The sequence below is a fragment of the Terrabacter terrae genome, from assembly GCF_039529575.1.
Taxonomy (GTDB): Bacteria; Actinomycetota; Actinomycetes; order Actinomycetales; family Dermatophilaceae; genus Terrabacter; species Terrabacter terrae.
The window spans coordinates 84,325-103,414 of the sequence record NZ_BAAANB010000002.1; the positions used below are offsets into that span (position 1 = coordinate 84,325).

At 73.0% G+C, this 19,090-nt stretch carries 16 protein-coding genes; 12 read left to right on the top strand and 4 right to left on the bottom strand.

Annotation, left to right across the window (positions count from 1 at the left end; genetic code table 11):
- Positions 1-26: 26 nt before the first annotated feature.
- From ABD194_RS04790 to ABD194_RS04800, 3 genes are all read right to left on the bottom strand, one after another.
- Entirely contained in the window at positions 27-3,878 is a 3,852-nt protein-coding gene (locus tag ABD194_RS04790) for an IPT/TIG domain-containing protein (protein ID WP_343988462.1), read from the bottom strand.
- A 254-nt stretch (positions 3,879-4,132) separates the two neighbouring features.
- On the bottom strand, positions 4,133-5,329 hold the full coding sequence (locus tag ABD194_RS04795; RefSeq protein WP_343988465.1) for an MFS transporter: 1,197 nt from the start codon (positions 5,327-5,329) through the stop codon (positions 4,133-4,135).
- Between the two features lie 2 nt (positions 5,330-5,331).
- The gene (locus ABD194_RS04800; RefSeq protein ID WP_343988468.1) at positions 5,332-5,952 is read right to left on the bottom strand and encodes a uridine kinase family protein; all 621 of its coding nucleotides are present in this window, start codon (positions 5,950-5,952) and stop codon (positions 5,332-5,334) included.
- Between the two features lie 55 nt (positions 5,953-6,007).
- Here ABD194_RS04800 and hisF point away from each other — a divergent pair, with 55 nt between their 5' ends.
- Positions 6,008-6,781, top strand: a complete 774-nt coding sequence (gene hisF, locus ABD194_RS04805) for an imidazole glycerol phosphate synthase subunit HisF (protein ID WP_343988471.1) — start codon at positions 6,008-6,010, stop codon at positions 6,779-6,781.
- A gap of 110 nt (positions 6,782-6,891) precedes the next feature.
- Here the strand turns inward: hisF and ABD194_RS04810 are convergent, their stop codons facing one another.
- Positions 6,892-7,533, bottom strand: a complete 642-nt coding sequence (locus ABD194_RS04810; protein ID WP_343988474.1) for a TIGR03085 family metal-binding protein — start codon at positions 7,531-7,533, stop codon at positions 6,892-6,894.
- 76 nt (positions 7,534-7,609) lie between these two features.
- Here ABD194_RS04810 and ABD194_RS04815 point away from each other — a divergent pair, with 76 nt between their 5' ends.
- The 11 genes from ABD194_RS04815 (at position 7,610) to lgt (ending at position 19,053) form a co-directional block, all read left to right on the top strand.
- On the top strand, positions 7,610-8,182 hold the full coding sequence (locus ABD194_RS04815; protein ID WP_343988477.1) for a GNAT family N-acetyltransferase: 573 nt from the start codon (positions 7,610-7,612) through the stop codon (positions 8,180-8,182).
- Positions 8,183-8,243: 61 nt separating this feature from the next.
- On the top strand, positions 8,244-10,109 hold the full coding sequence (locus ABD194_RS04820) for an ABC transporter ATP-binding protein (protein WP_343988480.1): 1,866 nt from the start codon (positions 8,244-8,246) through the stop codon (positions 10,107-10,109).
- Positions 10,106-11,917, top strand: a complete 1,812-nt coding sequence (locus ABD194_RS04825) for an ABC transporter ATP-binding protein (protein WP_343988483.1) — start codon at positions 10,106-10,108, stop codon at positions 11,915-11,917. The genes ABD194_RS04820 and ABD194_RS04825 overlap by 4 nt, the downstream gene beginning before the upstream one ends.
- A 98-nt stretch (positions 11,918-12,015) precedes the next feature.
- On the top strand, positions 12,016-12,402 hold the full coding sequence (gene hisI / locus ABD194_RS04830; RefSeq protein ID WP_343988811.1) for a phosphoribosyl-AMP cyclohydrolase: 387 nt from the start codon (positions 12,016-12,018) through the stop codon (positions 12,400-12,402).
- 124 nt (positions 12,403-12,526) lie between these two features.
- Positions 12,527-14,104 carry an anthranilate synthase component I gene (locus ABD194_RS04835; protein ID WP_343988486.1) on the top strand — a complete coding sequence of 526 codons (1,578 nt, stop codon included), beginning with the start codon at positions 12,527-12,529 and terminating at the stop codon, positions 14,102-14,104.
- The gene (locus ABD194_RS04840) at positions 14,101-14,718 is read left to right on the top strand and encodes a Trp biosynthesis-associated membrane protein (protein ID WP_343988489.1); all 618 of its coding nucleotides are present in this window, start codon (positions 14,101-14,103) and stop codon (positions 14,716-14,718) included. Before ABD194_RS04835 ends, ABD194_RS04840 begins: the two co-directional genes overlap by 4 nt.
- 58 nt (positions 14,719-14,776) lie before the next feature.
- Positions 14,777-15,046: an HGxxPAAW family protein gene (locus ABD194_RS04845; protein WP_343988492.1), complete on the top strand. Its 270-nt coding sequence runs from the start codon at positions 14,777-14,779 to the stop codon at positions 15,044-15,046.
- 5 nt (positions 15,047-15,051) lie between these two features.
- Complete coding sequence (gene trpC / locus ABD194_RS04850; RefSeq protein ID WP_343988495.1) at positions 15,052-15,879, top strand: indole-3-glycerol phosphate synthase TrpC; 828 nt, start codon at positions 15,052-15,054, stop codon at positions 15,877-15,879.
- Positions 15,880-15,881: 2 nt separating this feature from the next.
- Positions 15,882-17,198 carry a tryptophan synthase subunit beta gene (gene trpB, locus ABD194_RS04855; RefSeq protein ID WP_343988498.1) on the top strand — a complete coding sequence of 439 codons (1,317 nt, stop codon included), beginning with the start codon at positions 15,882-15,884 and terminating at the stop codon, positions 17,196-17,198.
- Positions 17,195-17,995, top strand: coding sequence for a tryptophan synthase subunit alpha (gene trpA, locus ABD194_RS04860; protein WP_343988501.1), 801 nt, complete (start codon positions 17,195-17,197; stop codon positions 17,993-17,995). Before trpB ends, trpA begins: the two co-directional genes overlap by 4 nt.
- The gene (gene lgt / locus ABD194_RS04865) at positions 17,992-19,053 is read left to right on the top strand and encodes a prolipoprotein diacylglyceryl transferase (protein WP_343988504.1); all 1,062 of its coding nucleotides are present in this window, start codon (positions 17,992-17,994) and stop codon (positions 19,051-19,053) included. The genes trpA and lgt overlap by 4 nt, the downstream gene beginning before the upstream one ends.
- Positions 19,054-19,090: the final 37 nt, after the last annotated feature.

Here is a 19,090-nt window from a genome sequence, read left to right on the forward strand (position 1 = left end):
CGGCCCGGTCGCCCGGGCCGGCGCCGTCAGCGGAAGTGGATGAAGTTCGACGGCCAGGAGTAGCTGCCGCGCGTCAGGATCCGACGTCCGCTCATCGAGGTGTACGTCTTCCCGAGCACCGTGCCGCCGTAGCCACTCTCGGAGATCGCGACCGTGTTGCCGTCGGAGCTGACCCAGTCGACGTAGGCGACGTGGTTGGAGTTCCACTGCGCGATGTCACCGACCCGGGGCGACTGGTCCACGGCGAACCCCTTGGCGCGGGCGTTGTCGTCCCAGCTCTCGGCGTTGCCCAGGTTGCCGGGGTTCGGGACGCCGTTGACCGACAGGCGGTAGGCCGAGAAGTTCGTGCAGTTGTTGCCCCAGGCGTCCACCGGGTAGCTCCAGGCCCGCTGGCCGTAGTAGCCGAACCGGCTGATGCAGTCCTGCGTCGCACGCGAGTAGCACGCCCAGCCCTGGGGCGCCGGACCGCCGGTCACGGCCCACGTCAGGGTCGAGGACCGGTAGACGGCGGCGTTACCGGTGTCGAGGACCCGCAGGAACGAGCCGGAGCCGGTCGTGTTCGTCGACCACTGCACCACGCCGCGGGCGTCGCGGACCACGAGGTTGCCGTCGGTCTGCATGGCGGCGCTGCTGCCGGCGCCCGACGTGAACGACGCCCACCTGCGGATGCCCTGGGACGAGGAGAGCACGAGGTTGCCGTCGGTGCGCATGGTCAGCGACCAGGCCTTGCCCGTCGAGACGACCGACTCGCCGGAACTCAGCAGCTGGTTGGACAGCAGCCGGTCGTAACGGATGCCGCGGTGGTCCCAGACCGGTGTCGCGCCCTGGCGAAGCTGGAGGAGCCCGTCGTCGGTCAGGGTGGCGACCGACCCGGTCCAGCCGTTCGTCCCGCTCGTCCAGGCCAGCGTGCTGTCGGCGCGCATGATCGCCAGCTGGCCGTCCGACCGGACGAAGAGGCGGTTGCCGGCCCCGGTCGTGCCGGTGGCCCAGCGACGCACACCACCCGAGCTGATCACGAGGTTGCCGTCCGTCTGCATGCTGGCCTGGTAGACGCCGTTGGGGGAGCGGAGCGCCGTGCCGGCGAGGAGCACCTGCCCGGACGCGAGCGTCGACCCCGCCACGTAGGTGTACGCGGAGGCGCGGGTGACCGTGCCGGCGCGGGTGGTGACTCGCACCGGCACCGGTCCGGTCGCCATCCGGGCGGGGACGACGGCGGTCAGCTGCGTGGCCGAGACGCGGGTGACCGAGGTGGCCGGGACACCGTTGATCCACACGCCGGTGACGACGGTGAACGACGTGCCGCGCAGGGTCACGACGTTGCCGCCGGCCAGCGCGCCCGAGGCGGGGGACACCGACGAGATGACGGGCACGTCCTGGAAGGCGAAGCGTCCGGCCGGGACGACCGGCGACGTGCCACCCGGGGTGGTCACCCGCACGTCGACGTCTGCCTCCGCGTGGGCCGGCAGCGTGACCCGCAGCTGGGTCGCGGAGACCCGTGAGACGACGGTCGCGGGGACGCCCCCGAAGGTCACGGCGCTGACACGGTCGTAGCCGGTGCCGGTGAGGGTGACGACGGTGCCGCCCTTGGTCGGGGCCAGGGTGGGCGCCACCGAGCCGACGGTCGGGACCGGCTGGTAGGTGAAGCGGGCGGCGGCGACGACGGGCGAGGTGCCGCCGGGGGTCGTGACGCGCACGTCGACCGTGCCGGCGACGTGGCCGGGGGCGGTGACGCGAAGCGAGGTGGCGGAGAGGCGGACGAGCCCGGTCGCCCGCACGCCGCCGAAGTCGACGGCCGAGCCCAGTCCGAGTCGGGTGCCCGTGATCGTCACGGGGACGCCGCCCGCCAACGGACCGGCCGGGACGGACAGGGCGCTGATCCCCGGCACACCCACGTACGTGAAGGCGGTGCTGGTGCTGTCCGGACTCGTCCCGTTGACGTTCGTGGCCCGCACCGGGACGACGCCCTCGGCGTGGGGCGGGGCCGTGACGCGCAGCGTGGTGTCCGACACCCGCACGAGGCCGGTGGCCACGGTCGTGCCGAAGCGGACCTCGCGGACCTCCGCCAGGTGCGAGCCGGTGAGGGTCACCACGGTGCCGCCGGTCAGCGGGCCGGCGGAGGCCGAGAGCCCGCTGACGACCGGGGGTGCGCCGTACACGTACCGCGCCGTCGTACTCACGGGGGAGACCCCGCCCGGGGTCGTGACGCGGACGTCGACCGGACCCGACGCGTGCGCCGGCGCCGTGACGCGCAGCGTCGTCGAGGACACGCGCACGATGGACGTCGTCGTGGTGGTGCCGAAGCCGACCGAGCTCGCCAGGCCGAAGCCGGTGCCGGTCAGCGTCACGACGGTCCCTCCGGCAGGTGGACCGGTCAGCGGGCTGAGGCCCGTCACCGTCGGGACCGGCTCGTACGAGTAGGTCGTGGCCGAGCTCGACGCGGACGTGCCGTTGGGCGACGAGACCCGCACGCTGACGGCGCCGGCGGCGTGGGCCGGGGCGACGGCGCGGATGCTCGTCGGCGACAGGATCGTGAACTGGGCGACCGTGTCGCCGAAGGCGACCCGCGTCGAGCCGGTGAACTGGGCACCGGTCAGGTAGACGAGCGTCCCACCGCGCACGGGCCCGGCGGCGACCGAGAGCCGGGTGACGCTGGGAGGGGCGTAGTAGGTGTACCGGTCGGACGCGGTGACGGCCGTGGTGCCGCCCGGCGTCGTGATGCGCACGTCGGTGGCTCCGACGGCGTGCGCCGGGGTCGTCACACGCAGCGTCGTCGCCGACACGCGGGTGACCGAGGGCGCCAGGGTGGTGCCGAAGCGGACGGCGGAGGCCCTCGTCAGCCCGGTCCCCGTCAGGGTGACCGTCGCACCGCCGCCGGTGCCACCGGACGCCGGCGACACGCGGGTCAGCGTGGGGACACCGTCGTAGGCGAACGTGTTGGCCGCACTACCGGGGGACATGCCTGCAGGAGTCGTCACCCGGACGTAGACGGAGCCGGCCGGGCGCGCGGGGGTGGTGATGCGCATCTGCGTGCTGGAGAGGACCGCGAGCTGCGTCCCGAGGACACCGCCGAAGGTCACCTTGCTGGTTGCGGAGAACCCCGTCCCGGTGAGCGTGAGCACGGTGCCGCCGCGGGTGGGCCCGGCCGGTGCGGACAGTCGGGTCACCGTGGGCGGCAGCACGACCGGCGGTGCGACGTAGGAGAACCGCGCCACCGGCGTCACGGGGGACGTGCCGCCCGGGGTGACGACGCGTACGTCCACGGCGCCCGCGGCATGGGCGGGGACGGTGACGCGCACCTGCGTGGCGCTGACCCTCACCAGCCCGGTGCCGCCCGTGGTCCCGAAGAGGACCGCGCTGGTGCGGGACAGGCCGCTCCCCGTGACGGTGAGCACCGCTCCGCCGGTGGTCGTGGCGCTGCGTGCGGACAGCGACGAGACGGCCGGGACGGCGTCGAAGGCGAAGGTCGAGCGCGAGGAGAGCGGCGACGTCCCCGAGGGAGTGGTGACCCGGACGTTCACGATGCCTGCTGCGTGCGCGGGAGTGAGCACGCGCACCCGGGTCGTGGAGACCTTGGTGATGCTCGTGACGGCCGCCGTCCCGAAGAGCACCTTCGTCGTCGTCCCCACGCCGGTTCCGGAGAGGTCGACCGAGGTGCCGCCACGGGTCGGTCCGGCCACGACCGACAGGGCCGGCGCTGCCGGCGGCGTCACGGTGACCGTGGCCGCGGGAACCGCCGCGGCGGAGGCGCCCTCTGCTCCGGCGAGACCGGGGACGCCGGCGAGAACCGCCAGTGAGAGCAGCGAGGCCACCCCTCGTCCCGTGCGTCGCGGTCGGCGGTCCCGGTGTCGGGCGGTCGGCGAGGTCCTTCGGGGCAGCATGAGTCACGTCTCCTTGCAGTCAGCACGTCCGCGGAGCATCTTGCACACACAAAGGACCTCTTGTACGCAATTTGCCCGAAATGGTCCGACTCAGAGCGACTCAACGGACATGCCGGACATGACCCTCGTACTGCGTAACACCGGGGTGGCTGCCGCCGATGCCGATGCCAATGCCGATGCCGCTGCCGCTGCCGATGCCGCTCGCACCGTCACGTCCCGCCCAGGCGGTGCGGCCCTGGTGACCGCAGGTGGGGTCAGTCGACGCGGCGCAGGTCCGGCTTCAGGCGCAGGACCACCAGGCCCTGCAGGACGCCGATCGCCGCCAACACCGCCCACACCGGGGTCAGACCGCCGCTGAGGTCGCGCACCAGTCCCATGGCCAGCGGGCCGACCGACGCGATGCCGTAGGAGATGAGGAAGGCCATGCCGGTGAGGCGCCCGCTGGCCTCGGGTGTCCGCGCGTAGTGGACGAGCAGCACGAGGGCCAGGGAGAACGCGGCACCCTGCCCGAGCCCCGCCACCACGGCCCAGAGCCACGGCGCGGCGAGCGGGAACAGCCAGATGCCGAGGCAGCCGACGACACTGAGGAGCGCGGCCGGCAGCAGCAGCCGGCGGGTGTCGTCGGCTCGGTCGCTGAGGACGGGACCGAGCAGTCCGGAGACGAGCTGCGCACCGCTGAAGGCGGCGGCCAGGTAGCCGGCCGTCCCTCGAGACCAGCCGTGCTCGACGTAGGTCGGGGCGAGCCAGGTGATGGCGGAGTAGAAGCACCACGACTGCAGAGCGAGGTAGGCCGCGACGAGCCAGGCGGTCGGGTGCCGCCACGGGAGGCGGCCGGGGCCTTCCTCGTCAGGGGTGTGGTGGGGGTTGGCGCGCACCGTGAAGGGGGCCCAGGCCAGCGTGCCGACGAGCGCCACCACCGACCACGAGGCGAGCGAAGCCTGCCAGCTGCCGAGCCGGTCGGCGAGCGGGACCGCCACGGCGGAGCTGAGGGCGGCGCCGCCCATCATGGCCAGCATGTAGAGGCCGGTGACGAGGCCCGTCCGCTCGGGCGGGAAGAAGGTCTTGACGAGCCGGGGGAGCAGCGTGCCCGCCACCGCGATGCCGACGCCACAGACGAACGTCCCGACGTAGAGCACGACGACGTTGCCGCCCGCGAGGCGGCTCGCCGTGCCGACGAGGATGGCGAGGACCGCTCCGAGGACCGCCCCGGCGGCCCCGAGGTGGTGGGCGATCCGGCTGGCGACCGGCGCGAAGAGCCCCATGCACAGCACCGGCAGGGTCGTCAGCGCGCCGGCGGCCGCGTGGCTGAGACCGAGGTCCGAGGAGATGGCGTCGAGCAGCGGCGGGATGCTCGTGATCGCGATCCGCAGGTTGGCGGCGACCGCCACCAGGGCCACGGCCATGACCCAGACGGGTGGGAGCGGGCGGATCACACGGTCGCGGTTGGGCACCATCAGAGCGTAGATGTGTCGAGGACCAGGTCGGCACGCTCCCTGGTCCGATCCTCCGCGAAGAGCGCGGTCTCCTGGTCGGCCCAGCGCTGCCAGTGCGGACGGTACGTCTCACCGTCGCGCTCGAGCCCGCGACGCCTCCGGAGCGCGGGGTCGGCGTCGACGAAGACGGACACGGCGGCATACGCCCTCGCGGGTCCCACACTGGCGCCGCACCCCTCGACGACGAGGAAGCGGCTGGGCGCGACCTCCCGCGTGCCGGCCCACTCGTCACGGACCCAGCTCCAGAGCCGGTATGCCGCGTGCTCGCCCCGGGCGAGCGGCTCCAGCACCTGCGTGGCGAGCAGGGCCGGCGCCTGCGCCAGTCCGTCCCAGCCCGGGCAGATGCGGTCCAGGTGCACCACGGCCACGGTCCCGAAGGCCTCGAGGGCGCTGGCCACCCCGCGGGCGAGGGTCGTCTTGCCGGCCCCGCTGGGACCGTCGAGCGCGACCACGACCGGGCCCCCGGCCGACTCGACGCCGGGACCGGCGCCGGAATCGGTGGCCGACTCGGCGGCCAAGGCGAGGGACACGACGGCGGCGACGTGCTCCTCGCACGGCGGCTGCGTTCCCTCGTCCCACATGAGCGCGACCCTACCGAGGACAAGACACTCCTCCCGCTGGCCTAGATTTGTGGCCATGTCGGTCGCCACCAGAGTCATCGCCTGTCTGGACGTCGACGCGGGTCGCGTCGTCAAGGGCGTCAACTTCGAGAACCTGCGTGACGCCGGCGACCCCGTCGAGCTCGCCAAGGTCTACGACGACCAAGGTGTCGACGAGCTGACCTTCCTCGACGTCACGGCGAGCAGCGGCGACCGCGAGACGACCTACGACGTCGTGCGCCGCACCGCCGAGCAGGTCTTCATCCCGCTCACCGTCGGTGGGGGCGTGCGCACGGTCGACGACGTCGACCGGCTGCTGCGAGCCGGCGCCGACAAGGTCGGTGTCAACACGGCCGCCATCGCCCGGCCCGAGCTCATCTCGGAGATCGCGAGCCGGTTCGGCGCCCAGGTGCTCGTCCTGTCGGCCGACGTGCGCCGGCGCGTCGGCGACGACGGCCGGTCCACCGACGACTTCGTCATGACCACCCACGGCGGTCGCACGCCCGTCGACCTCGACGCCGTCGAGTGGTGCGCACGGGCCGCCGAGCTCGGGGCCGGCGAGATCCTGCTCAACTCCATGGACGCCGACGGCACCAAGGAGGGCTTCGACCTCGAGCTCATCCGCCGGGTCCGCGCGGCCGTCTCCGTGCCCGTGATCGCGAGCGGCGGTGCCGGTCGCGTCGAGCACTTCGCCCCGGCGGTCGAGGCCGGCGCCGACGCCGTGCTGGCGGCAAGCGTCTTCCACTTCGGTGAGCTCACGGTCGGCCAGGTCAAGGACGCCCTGTGCGCCGCCGGGGTCACCGTCCGCTGAGGGCAGCTCGCTGCCGCGACCGCGGCCGCCGGTCCCGTCAGTGCGCGTGGCGCAGCGGCGACAGGAACGCGCTCGGCTCGGGCGGCACGGTCACGGCGCCACGCGACCGCTCAGCCGAGCCCGAGGTCGGCTTCCTGCAGCGCCGCGATGTCGTCGGCGTCCCCGCCCAGCCCGACTCGTGCCACCGCCTTGCGTCCGTACGCGTAGAGCACGAGCTCGGCCGGCGTCCCGCGGAGGACGACGGTGCCGTGGTGGTCGGGCAGCTTGGCGGCATACCGGCCGTGGCCCTCGCCGATGAGCACGATGCCGGTCGCCGACTTGCGGAACGTCAGGCGGGCGGTGCGCTTGAGCGACGCCCACAGCTTGCCCTGCAGGGCGGCCGGCAGCTCGCGCGGCTGCCAGTCGGGCTGCGCGCGGCGCACGTCCTCGTGGTGCACGAAGAACTCGACGAGGTTGGCCAGCTCGTCGACCTTGGGGCGCGACATCGGGTTCCACGCGGGAGCGCCGCGCCGGACGGTGTCGACGAGCGCGGCGTAGTCCCCGTGCGCGATGGCGCCCTGCTCCCGCGCGACGCGCCCCGCCAGGAAGGGGACGAAGCCACCGACGACCAGGTCGGGCCGGCGCTCGCGGATGACGAGGTGCGCGGCGAGGTCGCGGGTCCGCCAGCCCTCGCACAGGGTGGGCTCGTCGGGGCCGAGCCGGTCGAGGTCGTCACAGAGCCGGAGGCGTTCGGACTGGGCGTGGCGGGTCATGGGCTCATCCTCTCAGCACGGCGGTCTCCTTCGAATCCAGTGGCTCCGGAAGGTCCGTCGTCCGTAGGGTCGGACGGTGATCGAGCTCGTGCGTCCCACGGTCGACCTGCTGCAGTCGTGGTGGGAGATGGTCGACGACTTCGGCGTCGAGCCGATCCACGGCTCGAGCTACCGGCCCGGGCAGCGGGAGAGCCTGCAGGACCCCGCTGCCTTCGAGGAGTGGGTCGACTGGCTCGGGCGGATGGAGCGGGAGGACGAGGCCCTCCCTGAGGGGCGGGTGCCCTCGTCGAACCGTTGGGTCGTGCGGGGCGACAGCGTCGTCGGGACCATCGCGGTACGCCACTCCCTCACGCCGTCGCTCCTCGTCGAGGGCGGCCACATCGGGTATGCCGTGTCGCCGCGGTTCCGCCGCCAGGGCGTGGCCCACGCAGCGCTGGGTCTCGGGCTGCGGCTCGCCGGCTCCCGTGGCATCGACCGGGCGCTCGTGACGTGCGACGTGGCCAACGTGGCGTCCGCGAGGACCATCGCGTCGTGCGGAGGGGCGCTCGAGGACGAGCGTGACGGCATACTCCGGCACTGGATCGCGACGGCCCCGTGGCAGGTGTACGGACAGGTGCCGTCAGGTGCGAGCGGTGTCGGCGGGCCGTGAGAGGCTGTGGGGTCGACCAGAGAGCCTGTCGAAGAAGCACGTCCCAGGGGAGCAGCGCACCGTGAACGTCCCGACCAGATCGACCCTTCGGGAGGGTCTCGCCGTCATCGGCCGGGGCATCAAGGGCCAGCCTCGGTGGTTCGCCCTCGCGGTGCTCGGCAGCGTCGTCTACGGCGTCATGACGAGCCTGACGGCGGCGGCCATCGGCTTCGTCGTCAAGCGGGCCGTCGCGCCGGCCATCGAGGCGCGCCACGTGACCGCGTCGCAGCTGTGGTTCATCGGGGGAGTCATGGCGGCGGTCGTGCTGACCACGATCGTCGGGGTCATCGGCCGCCGCATCGCCGGTGGTGTCGCGATGTACAACCTCGGGGCGATGTACCGCCGCAAGGTCACGCGCCAGTACCTCCGGCTGCCGCTCAGCTGGCACCACCAGCACCCCTCGGGGCAGCTGCTCTCCAACGCCAACGCCGACGTCGAGGCGACGTGGAACATCTTCGCGCCGCTCCCGATGGCGCTCGGCGTCGTCGTGATGCTGGTCTTCGGCATCGTCCAGATGGTCGTCGTCGACCCGTGGCTGGCGGTCGTCGGCCTGACCGTCTTCCCGATGCTGTTCCTGGCCAACGTCGCCTTCCAGCGAGCCATGTCCCCCCGCGTCACCCGGGCGCAGCAGCTGCGTGCCGACGTCTCGGAGGTCGCCCACGAGAGCTTCGAGGCGGCGCTCATCGTCAAGTCCCTCGGCCGCGAGGACCAGGAGGCTGAGCGGTTCCGTGCCGTCACCCACGAGCTGCGCGACGCCAACATCGAGGTGGGGCGCACCCGCGGGCGCTTCGACCCCGCCATCGAGGCCATCCCCACCGTCGGCACGCTTGCCGTGCTGCTGGTCGGCACGCTGCGCGTCAGCAGCGGCCTGTTGACGGCGGCCGAGGTCGTGCAGATCGCCTACCTCTTCTCGATCCTCGCCTTCCCCGTGCGGGCACTGGGCTGGGTGCTCGCCGAGCTGCCGCGCGCCGTGGTGGGCTGGAACCGCGTCTCGGCCGTCCTCGACGCAGAGGGGAGCATGACCTACGGCGACCGGTCGCTGCCCTCGGGCGGGGCCAGCCACCTGCAGGCCGAGCACCTCGGCTACGCCTACGAGATCGAGTCCGAGACCGGCGAGCCCGCCCTCAACCCGGCTGTCGTGGACGTCGACCTCGACGTCGCACCGGGCTCGACCGTGGCGATCGTCGGCCCGACCGGCAGTGGCAAGTCGACCCTGACCAACCTCGTCATGCGACTCGTCGACCCCGACACCGGCGCGGTGCTCGTCGACGGCGTCGACCTGCGCCAGGTGCGGCACGGCGGGGTCAGCGAGGTTGCCGCCCTCGTGGCGCAGCAGACGTTCATGTTCGACGACAGCGTCCGAGGCAACATCACGCTCGGCGGCGACCACGACGACGCGGCCGTGTGGCGGGCCCTGCAGGTCGCGCAGGGCGCCGGCTTCGTCGAGAAGCTACCCCGGCGGCTCGACACCCACGTCGGCGAACGCGGCGCGAGCCTCTCCGGCGGCCAGCGGCAGCGGATCGCCCTGGCGCGCGCCGTCATCCGGCAGCCGCAGCTGCTGATCCTCGACGACGCCACGTCGGCGGTCGACCCCAGCGTCGAGCAGGCCATCCTCGCCGGCCTGCGTGAGGCCAGCTCCGGCACGACGGTCCTCGTCGTCGCCTACCGGATGGCCACCATCCTGCTCGCCGACGAGGTCGTCTACCTCGAGGGTGGCCGGGTGGTCGACCACGGCTCGCACCAGGAGCTGCTCGGCCGGTGCGCCGGCTACGAGCGGCTCGTCACCGCTTACGCCCGCGAGGCCGCCGAGCGGGAGGCGATCGCCGCCGAGGAGGAGTCCACCGACGGCAGACGGGGCGCCGACGCGCCCGAGGGGGTCTCCCGATGAGCACGCGTTCCCAGGCTCTGGTCGAGCACCACGGGCTCGCGACCGGCACCGAGATGACGACGTGGCAGACGCTCCGGCGTGGCGTCCAGCTCTCACCCGAGCTGCGCAAGGGCATCTGGGTCACGATGCTGCTCGCCGTGCTCTCGACCGTCGGTCGGGTGCTCGTGCCGTTCGTCGTCCAGCGCATCACCGACGACGGCATCCTGGCCCCCGGCGGCCCAGACACGGGTGTCGTGGTCGTCTACATCGCCATCGCCCTGGTCGGCGTCGTCGTCACCGCGCTGTCCGCGTACTTCGTCAACATCCGGCTGTTCCGCTCCTCCGAGACCGGCCTGGCGACTCTGCGGCTCAAGGCTTTCCGCCACATCCACGACCTCGCGATGCTGACGCAGAACTCCGAGCGCCGCGGGTCGCTCGTCTCTCGGGTCACGAGCGACGTCGACACGATCTCGATGTTCGTGCAGTTCGGCGGCCTGATGCTGATGATCAACGTCGCCCAGATCTCGCTCGCGACGGTGCTGATGTTCGTCTACAGCCCGCTGCTCGGACTCGTCGTGTGGCTGTGCTTCGTGCCGCTCTTCGTCATCATCCGCCGGTTCCAGGGCATCGTCGGCCGCGCCTACACGAAGGTGCGCGAGCGGGTCGGCGACATGCTCGGTGCCATCTCCGAGGCTGTCGTCGGCGCCCAGGCGATCCGGGCGTATGCCGTCGAGGACCGCACCGCCGAGCGGATCGACGCCGCCGTGGAGGCCCACCGCAAGGCCGCGATCGGTGCCCAGGCCCGCTCGGTCGTGGCCTTCACGTCCGGCCAGCTCGTCTCGGGCCTGACGACCGCGGTCGTCCTCGTCGTCGGCACGGTGCTGGCAGCGCGCGGCAGCCTCACCCTCGGTGAGCTGCTCGCCTTCCTCTTCCTCGTCAACCTCTTCACCCAGCCGGTCCAGCAGGCCACCGAGATCCTCAACGAGATGCAGAACGCCGTCGCCGGCTGGCGCCGCGTCATCGGCATCATCGACACCCGCGCCGACGTCGCCGACCCGGCCGACGACGGTGTCACGCTGCCACGCGGGCCCATCACGGTGCAGTTCGACGGGGTCGGGTTCGCCTACCCGGGTGGGGGGCCGGTCCTGCACGACATCGACCTGACCATCGCGCCGCGCAGCCGGGTCGCGATCGTCGGCGAGACGGGGTCGGGCAAGTCGACCCTCGCCAAGCTGCTGACCCGCCTGATGGACACGAGCAGCGGCACCGTCCGGCTCGACGGCGTCGACCTGCGCACCATCCGCTTCTCGTCGCTGCGCTCGCGGGTCGTGCTCGTCCCTCAGGAGGGGTTCCTCTTCGACGGCACCCTCCTCGACAACATCCGGTTCGGCCGGCCCGAGGCCGGCGAGGAGGACGTGCGGCTGACCCTCACCGAGCTGGGGCTCGACGCCTGGGTGGCGACGCTGCCGCTCGGCCTGGCGACCGACGTCGGCCAGCGGGGCGAGTCGCTCTCGGCCGGCGAGCGCCAGCTCGTGGCGCTGGCACGGGCCTACCTCGCCGACCCCGACCTCCTCGTCCTCGACGAGGCCACTTCCGCGGTCGACCCGAGCACCGAGGTGCGCCTCCAGCGAGCGCTCGACTCGCTGACCCGAGGCCGCACCTCCATCGCCATCGCGCACCGGCTCTCGACGGCGCAGGCGGCCGACGAGGTGATCGTCGTGGACGCCGGCCGGATCGTGGAGCGCGGGCCGCACAGCGAGCTCGTCCGGCGCGGCGGCGTCTACTCCCGGTTGCACGAGTCGTGGGTGGCGCAGCAGCAGGCCGTCTGACCTGGCTGACTTTCGGCGTTGGGGAAGCGCGCCGGCACAATGGCGGCGTGACTGACGCCGCCGACCCGATCCCGGACCCCGCCTCCTCCGAGCCCGACGTGCTCGACGCCCACGTCCTCGACCCGAGCATCGCCGAGCTGCTCAAGCGCGACGAGCACGGTCTCGTGGCCGCGGTCGTGCAGCAGCACGACTCCGGCGACGTGCTCATGGTCGGCTGGATGGACGACGAGGCCCTGCGCCGCACCCTCACGGAGGGCCGTGTGACGTTCTGGTCGCGCAGCCGGCAGGAGTACTGGCGCAAGGGCGACACGAGCGGTCACGTCCAGTGGGTCAAGGGCGTCCGTCTCGACTGCGACGGCGACGCCCTGCTCGTCAGCGTCGACCAGGTCGGTGCCGCCTGCCACACCGGCGACCGGACCTGCTTCGACGCCCGCGTCCTCCCGGCCACCGTGGGCGCCCCCGACCCGGAGCACACCACCCCCTGACCCCGCCCTTCCCAACCGTCGAGGGGCCACAGGTGGCCTCTCGACGGTTGGGAAGGGCCACAGGTGGCCTCTCGACGGGTGAGGCGGGGACGCGGCAGACGGACGCGTGGGCCAGAATGGCTCGGTGCCCGACTCGAACACCACGCTCGCGCCCGCGCCTCACGCCGACCTCGCGTGGGGTCGCACCTGGCCGAGCCTCGAGCTGTTCACCGAGCTCGCGCTGGAGCACCGCCGTGTCATCCCGGTCGTGCGCCGGGTGCTGGCCGACGCCGAGACCCCGGTCGGGGTCTACCGCAAGCTCGCCAAGGACGCGCCGGGCACCTTCCTGCTCGAGTCCGCCGAGCACGGCGGCGTGTGGTCGCGCTACTCGATCGTCGGCGCGCAGAGCGCCGCGACCCTGACGGAGAAGGACGGGCGGGCGCACTGGGTCGGCGAGCCGCCCGTCGGGCTCCCCACCGACGGCGACCCGACGAAGGCGGTGCGCGACACGGTGGCGGCCCTCGCGACACCGCGCACCCCGGGCCTCCCGCCGCTCACCGGGGGTCTCGTCGGCGCCATCACCTACGACGCCGTCCGACGCTGGGAGAAGGTGCCCGACGGGGGCCGCGACGACCTCGACCTGCCCGAGGTGGCGATGATGCTCGCCACCGACCTCGCCGTCTTCGACCACAGCGACGGCTCGCTGCTGCTCGTGGCCAACGCCGTCAACCACGACGCCACCGACGAGCGCATCGAGGACGCGTGGGCCGACGCCGTGAGCCGGCTCGACCGCATGGCGGAGGAGCTCGCCGCCCCCGCGCCGAGCACGGTCGCCACGATCGAGCCGATCGACAGCCGGCCCGCGAGCAGCCACACGCAGCCACAGTTCGAGGAGATGGTCGAGGAGGCGAAGGAGGCCATCCGGGCGGGCGAGGCCTTCCAGATCGTCGTCTCGCAGCGCTTCACCGTGCCGTGCGAGGCCGACGCCCTCGACGTCTACCGCGCCCTGCGGGTCAGCAACCCCAGCCCCTACATGTACCTGCTGCGTCTGCCGCACCCCGACGGCACGGCCTACGACATCGTCGGCTCGAGCCCCGAGGCCCTGATCAAGGTCACCGGCCGGCAGGCCATCACGCACCCGATCGCCGGCTCCCGTCCCCGCGGCAAGACGCCCGACCACGACGCGCACCTCGCCGAGGAGCTGCTCGGCGACGCGAAGGAGCGCGCCGAGCACCTGATGCTCGTCGACCTCGCCCGCAACGACCTCCAGCGCATCTGCCGGGCAGGGACCGTCGACACCGTGGACTTCATGTCGGTCCGGCGCTACAGCCACATCATGCACATCGAGTCCACGGTCGTCGGCGACCTGCGGGAGGACGCCAGCGCCTACGACGCGCTCGTCGCAACCTTCCCGGCCGGCACCCTGAGCGGGGCCCCGAAGCCGCGCGCCATGGCGCTCATCGACGGCTACGAGGGCCTGCGTCGCGGGCTCTACGGCGGGGTCGTCGGCTACCTCGACTTCGCCGGCGACCTCGACATGGCCATCGCGATCCGCACCGCCCTCATCAAGGACGGCCTCGCGCACGTGCAGGCGGGGGCGGGGATCGTGGCCGACTCCGTGCCGCACCTCGAGTACGAGGAGACGGTCAACAAGGCCGCCGCGGCCCTGCGCGCCGTCGCCGCCGCGGCGGGCCTGCGGCCCCTGCGAGGTGACGGGTCGTGACCGCCCCGACCGAGGCGTCCGCCCGGCGCCGCGCGCTCGACAAGAAGCGCGCCGCCCTCGTCGTCCTCGTCCCCGCAGCCCTGCTGCTCGGCCTCACCACGCGCCCCTGGGCCAGCGGGGCCTCGGGCGACGTCCTCAGCCAGGCGGTCACCGAGGTGAGCGGGAGCGCCGCCGCCCCGGGGGTGGTGGGTCTGCTGGCCGTGTGCGTCGTCGCCCTCCTCGGCCTCATGACCGGCGGGCGCGTGATCCGCGCCGTCGCGGCGGCCGTGATGGTGCTCGCCTCGCTCGGAGCCCTGGTCATGACGGTGCTCGTCGCCGTCCGGCCGGTGGCCACGGTGGCCGACGCCGTGGCCCGAGAGCTGGCGCGCACGACCGCCCCGGCGGCGACCGGCGCGACCACGGTCTGGGCCTGGCTCGCCGTGGTGGCCGCGGCCCTGCTGGCCGCGGGCTCGGTGCTCACCGCGCTGTCGAGCCGCTCCTGGGCCGGGCTCTCCAGCCGCTACGAGCGCGGCGAGAAACCCGCCAGCGGGCCGCGCGGGGAGGTCCGCACGGCCTGGGACGAGCTCAGCGAGGGGCGGGACCCCACCCTGGACAAGCACTCCGACGACACCTGACAGAATGGACCGCGTCGGCCCGCACGGCAGTGGAGCCGAACGGACGAGAGAGGACGCCATGGAAGAGCAGCACGAGGACCACGGTCACAGCACCGCCGCCTGGACCGGGGTCGGGGTCATCCTGGTCGGTGCTGCCATCGCGGCGGTCGCCGTCGCCATCCCGAGCGTCTGGCTCGGCATCGTCGGTGCGGTCGTGATCGTCGCCGGTGTCGTCGCCGGGAAGGTGCTGTCGATGGCCGGCTACGGCGGGCAGGGCCACCACGCGCAGGCCGGTGGTGCCATCGACGCTCCCGACGAGGCAGGCGCCCAGACGCTCGGCAAGAGCTGAGAGCCGTGACCACGGTTCTCGACGGGATCATCAGCGGCGTTCGCGAGGATCTCGGACGTCGTCGTGCCGCGCTGCCGCTTTCTGAGCTGGAGGCGCGGCTGTCCGACGTCGCTACCGCGATCGACCCCATGCCCGGCATCCGGTCCGCCGAGGGCGTCGCCGTCATCGCGGAGGTCAAGCGGTCCAGCCCGAGCAAGGGCGCGCTCGCCGAGATCCCCGAGCCCGGCGTGCTGGCCCGGTCGTATGCCGCCGGGGGAGCGAGCGCCATCAGCGTGCTCACCGAGGAGCGCCGGTTCTCGGGCAGTCTCGCCGACCTCGACGAGGTGCGCGCGGCCGTGCGGACTCCCTTGCTGCGCAAGGACTTCATGGTCGACGCCTACCAGGTGAGCGAGGCTCGCGCCCACGGCGCCGACCTCATCCTGCTCATCGTCGCCGCCCTCGACGACGCCCTGCTGCACGATCTGCACGCCCAGGCCCGCGAGCTCGGCATGACCGCCCTCGTCGAGGTGCACGACGCGGCGGAGCTCGACCGGGCCCTCGCCCTCGACCCCGCCCTCCTCGGGGTCAACGCCCGCAACCTCAAGACCCTCGAGGTCGACCCTCGTACTGTGACCGACCTGCTCCCGCGCATCCCCGCCGGGGTCGTCGGAGTGGCGGAGTCCGGCGTCAGCGGTCCCGACGACGTCGCCGCCTACGTGCGGGCCGGTGCCGGGGCCGTCCTCGTGGGCGAGGCCCTCGTCAAGGACGGCGCACCCGAGTCGGCGATCCGCGCCTTCATCGACGCCGCGACCGCGGCGCGGGCCTGCCCCCACACCGCCGCGGCAGGAGAGTGAGCATGACCACGACATCCAACGTGCCGGCATACGGCCGCTTCGGCGGTTTCGGCGGACGCTACGTCCCCGAGGCGCTCATCCCCGCCCTCGAGCAGCTCGAGGAGGTGTGGCGCAAGGCGGTCGTCGACCCCGAGTTCGTCGGTGAGCTCGAGCGCCTGCAGCGCACCTACACCGGCCGGCCGAGCATCATCACCGAGGTGCCGCGCTTCGCGGAGCACTGCGGCGGCGCCCGGGTCATCCTCAAGCGCGAGGACCTCAACCACACCGGCTCGCACAAGATCAACAACGTCCTGGGCCAGGCGCTGCTGACCAAGCGCATGGGCAAGACCCGTGTCATCGCCGAGACCGGCGCCGGCCAGCACGGCGTGGCCACGGCCACCGCGGCCGCGCTGCTCGGCCTCGACTGCGTCATCTACATGGGCCGCAAGGACACCGAGCGGCAGGCGCTGAACGTGGCCCGGATGCGCCTGCTCGGCGCCGAGGTCGTTCCCGTCGACAACGGCAGCAAGACGCTCAAGGACGCCGTCAACGAAGCCTTCCGCGACTGGGTCGCCAACGTCGGGACGACCCACTACGTCCTGGGCACCGTGACCGGCCCCCACCCGTTCCCCGAGATGGTCCGTGACTTCCACCGCGTCATCGGGGTCGAGGCGCGCCAGCAGGTGCTCGACCTCGTGGGCCGGCTGCCCGACGCGGTCCTCGCCTGCGTCGGCGGCGGCTCCAACGCGATCGGGATCTTCCACCGCTTCATCGACGACGAGTCGGTGCGCCTCATCGGCTTCGAGGCGGGGGGCGAGGGCATCGCCTCGGGCAAGCACGCCGCGCGCTTCGCCTCCGGTGTGCCCGGAGTGCTCCACGGCGCCTTCACCTACGTCCTGCAGGACGAGGACGGCCAGACCATCGAGTCGCACAGCGTGTCGGCCGGTCTCGACTACCCCAGCGTCGGCCCCGAGCACGCCCACCTGCTCGCGTCCGGGCGCGCCGAGTACCGCCCGATCACCGACGACGAGGCCATGGAGGCCCTCTCGCTGCTCTCGCGCACCGAGGGCATCCTGCCGGCCATCGAGAGCGCCCACGCCCTCGCCGGCGCGATGAAGGTCGGCCGCGAGCTCGGCCCCGACGCCGTGCTGCTCGTCAACCTCTCGGGCCGCGGCGACAAGGACGTCCACACCGCCGCTGCGTGGTTCGGGATGATCGACGACGACGGCGAGCCCGCGGGTCTGCCCGAGGACGACGGCGCCCACGAGGACGCCGACGTCGCCGACGTCGCCGCCCTCGCCGCCGACGACGGCGCCAAGGGCATGGGGGTCCAGCAGTGAGCGTCGCCCAGGTCATCGAGAAGTGCCGCGCGGACGGTCGGGCAGCCCTGATCGGCTACCTCCCGGTGGGCTTCCCCTCGGTCGAGGGCTCCATCTCGGCGATGAAGGTCCTCGTCGAGTCCGGCGTCGACGTCGTCGAGATCGGCGTGCCCTACAGCGACCCCGTCATGGACGGACCCGTCATCCAGGACGCCGCGGTGCGGGCCCTGGCCGCAGGCGTGCACCTTCGCGACGTCTTCACCGCGGCGCGTGAGGTCTCCGGTGCAGGTGCCGGCGCGCTGGTCATGACCTACTGGAACCCCGTCCTGCGCTACGGCGTCGAGCGCTTCGCCGCCGACCTCGCAGCCGCCGGGGGAGCGGGGCTGATCACGCCGGACCTCATCCCCGACGAGGCCGGCGAGTGGATCTCGGCTGCCGACGCCCACGACCTCGACAAGGTGTTCCTCGTCGCCCCCAGCTCCACCCCGGAGCGGCTCGAGGCCGTGACGTCGGCCTGCCGCGGCTTCGTCTACGCCACCGCCGTCATGGGCGTCACGGGTGCCCGCGCCAGCGTCGGAGACGCCGCCGACGCCCTCGTCTCGCGCACCCGGGAGCACACCGACCTGCCGGTGTGCGTCGGACTCGGCGTGTCCACCGGCGACCAGGCCGCCGAGGTCGGCCGCTTCGCCGACGGTGTCATCGTCGGCTCGGCGCTGGTGCGCTGCCTCACCGAGGCCGCGTCCGAGCAGGAGGGCCTCGAGGCGCTCGGCGCCCTGGCCCGCGAGCTGGCCGACGGCGTACGCCGGAGTCGGTCGTGAGTCTCGCCGGCGCCCTCCCGGCAGCGCTCGGGACCGCCCTCCCGGCCGAGATCCCCTCGCCGAGCGTCGGCGTGTGGCACCTCGGCCCCCTGCCGATCCGCGGGTATGCCATGTGCATCCTCGCCGGCATCGTCGTGGCCGTCTGGCTGACCCAGAAGCGGCTCGAGGCCCGCGGCCACCGCAAGGGCGTCGCCATCGACATCTCCGCCTGGGCCGTGCCGTTCGGCATCCTCGGCGGCCGGCTCTACCACCTGATCACGACGCCGCAGCCCTACTTCGGCGAGGGCGGCGACCCGTGGAAGGCGTTCGCCATCTACGAGGGCGGTCTCGGCATCTGGGGCGCCGTGGCGCTCGGTGCCGTCGGCGCATGGATCGGCTGCCGCAAGAACGGCGTGGCCTTCCGCGACTTCGTCGACGCCGCCGCTCCCGGGCTCGCGATCGCCCAGGCCATGGGGCGCTTCGGCAACTGGTTCAACAACGAGATCTACGGCGCGCCCACCGACCTGCCGTGGAAGCTGCGCATCTACGAGTGGGACAGCTCGCTCGGCCGCGCCGTCACCGACGCCCAGGGCAACCCGGTGGTCAAGGGCTACTTCCACCCCACGTTCCTCTACGAGGCCCTCTGGTGCCTGCTGCTCGCAGCCTTCCTCATCTGGCTGGGCCGGCGCCGACCGCTCAAGTCCGGGCAGGTCTTCGCGGCCTACGTCATGGGCTACCCCGTGGGCCGCATCGTCATCGAGAACATGCGCACCGACACCGCAAACCACATCCTCGGGCAGCGGGTCAACACTTGGGTCTCGATCCTCGTCTTCCTGCTCGGGCTCTACCTGTGGCGCCACTTCGGCCGCATGGCCCAGCCGGCGGTCCCCGTGGCACCCGGCACGACCGACGACGTGGCGCCGGATCACCACGAACCGTCCGAGACGCCCACCACGACCGAGGACGACTCGGCCGACTCGGGCCGTACCACCGAAGATCCTTCGGTGGGTCGGGCCCCTGACGGGTCGGACGACGCCGTGCCGGGGGAGGCTGAGGCGAAGCGTCCGGCGCAGTCCTGATTGTGACTCCGGTCCCAGCGCCTGTGCCGGTTTGAGC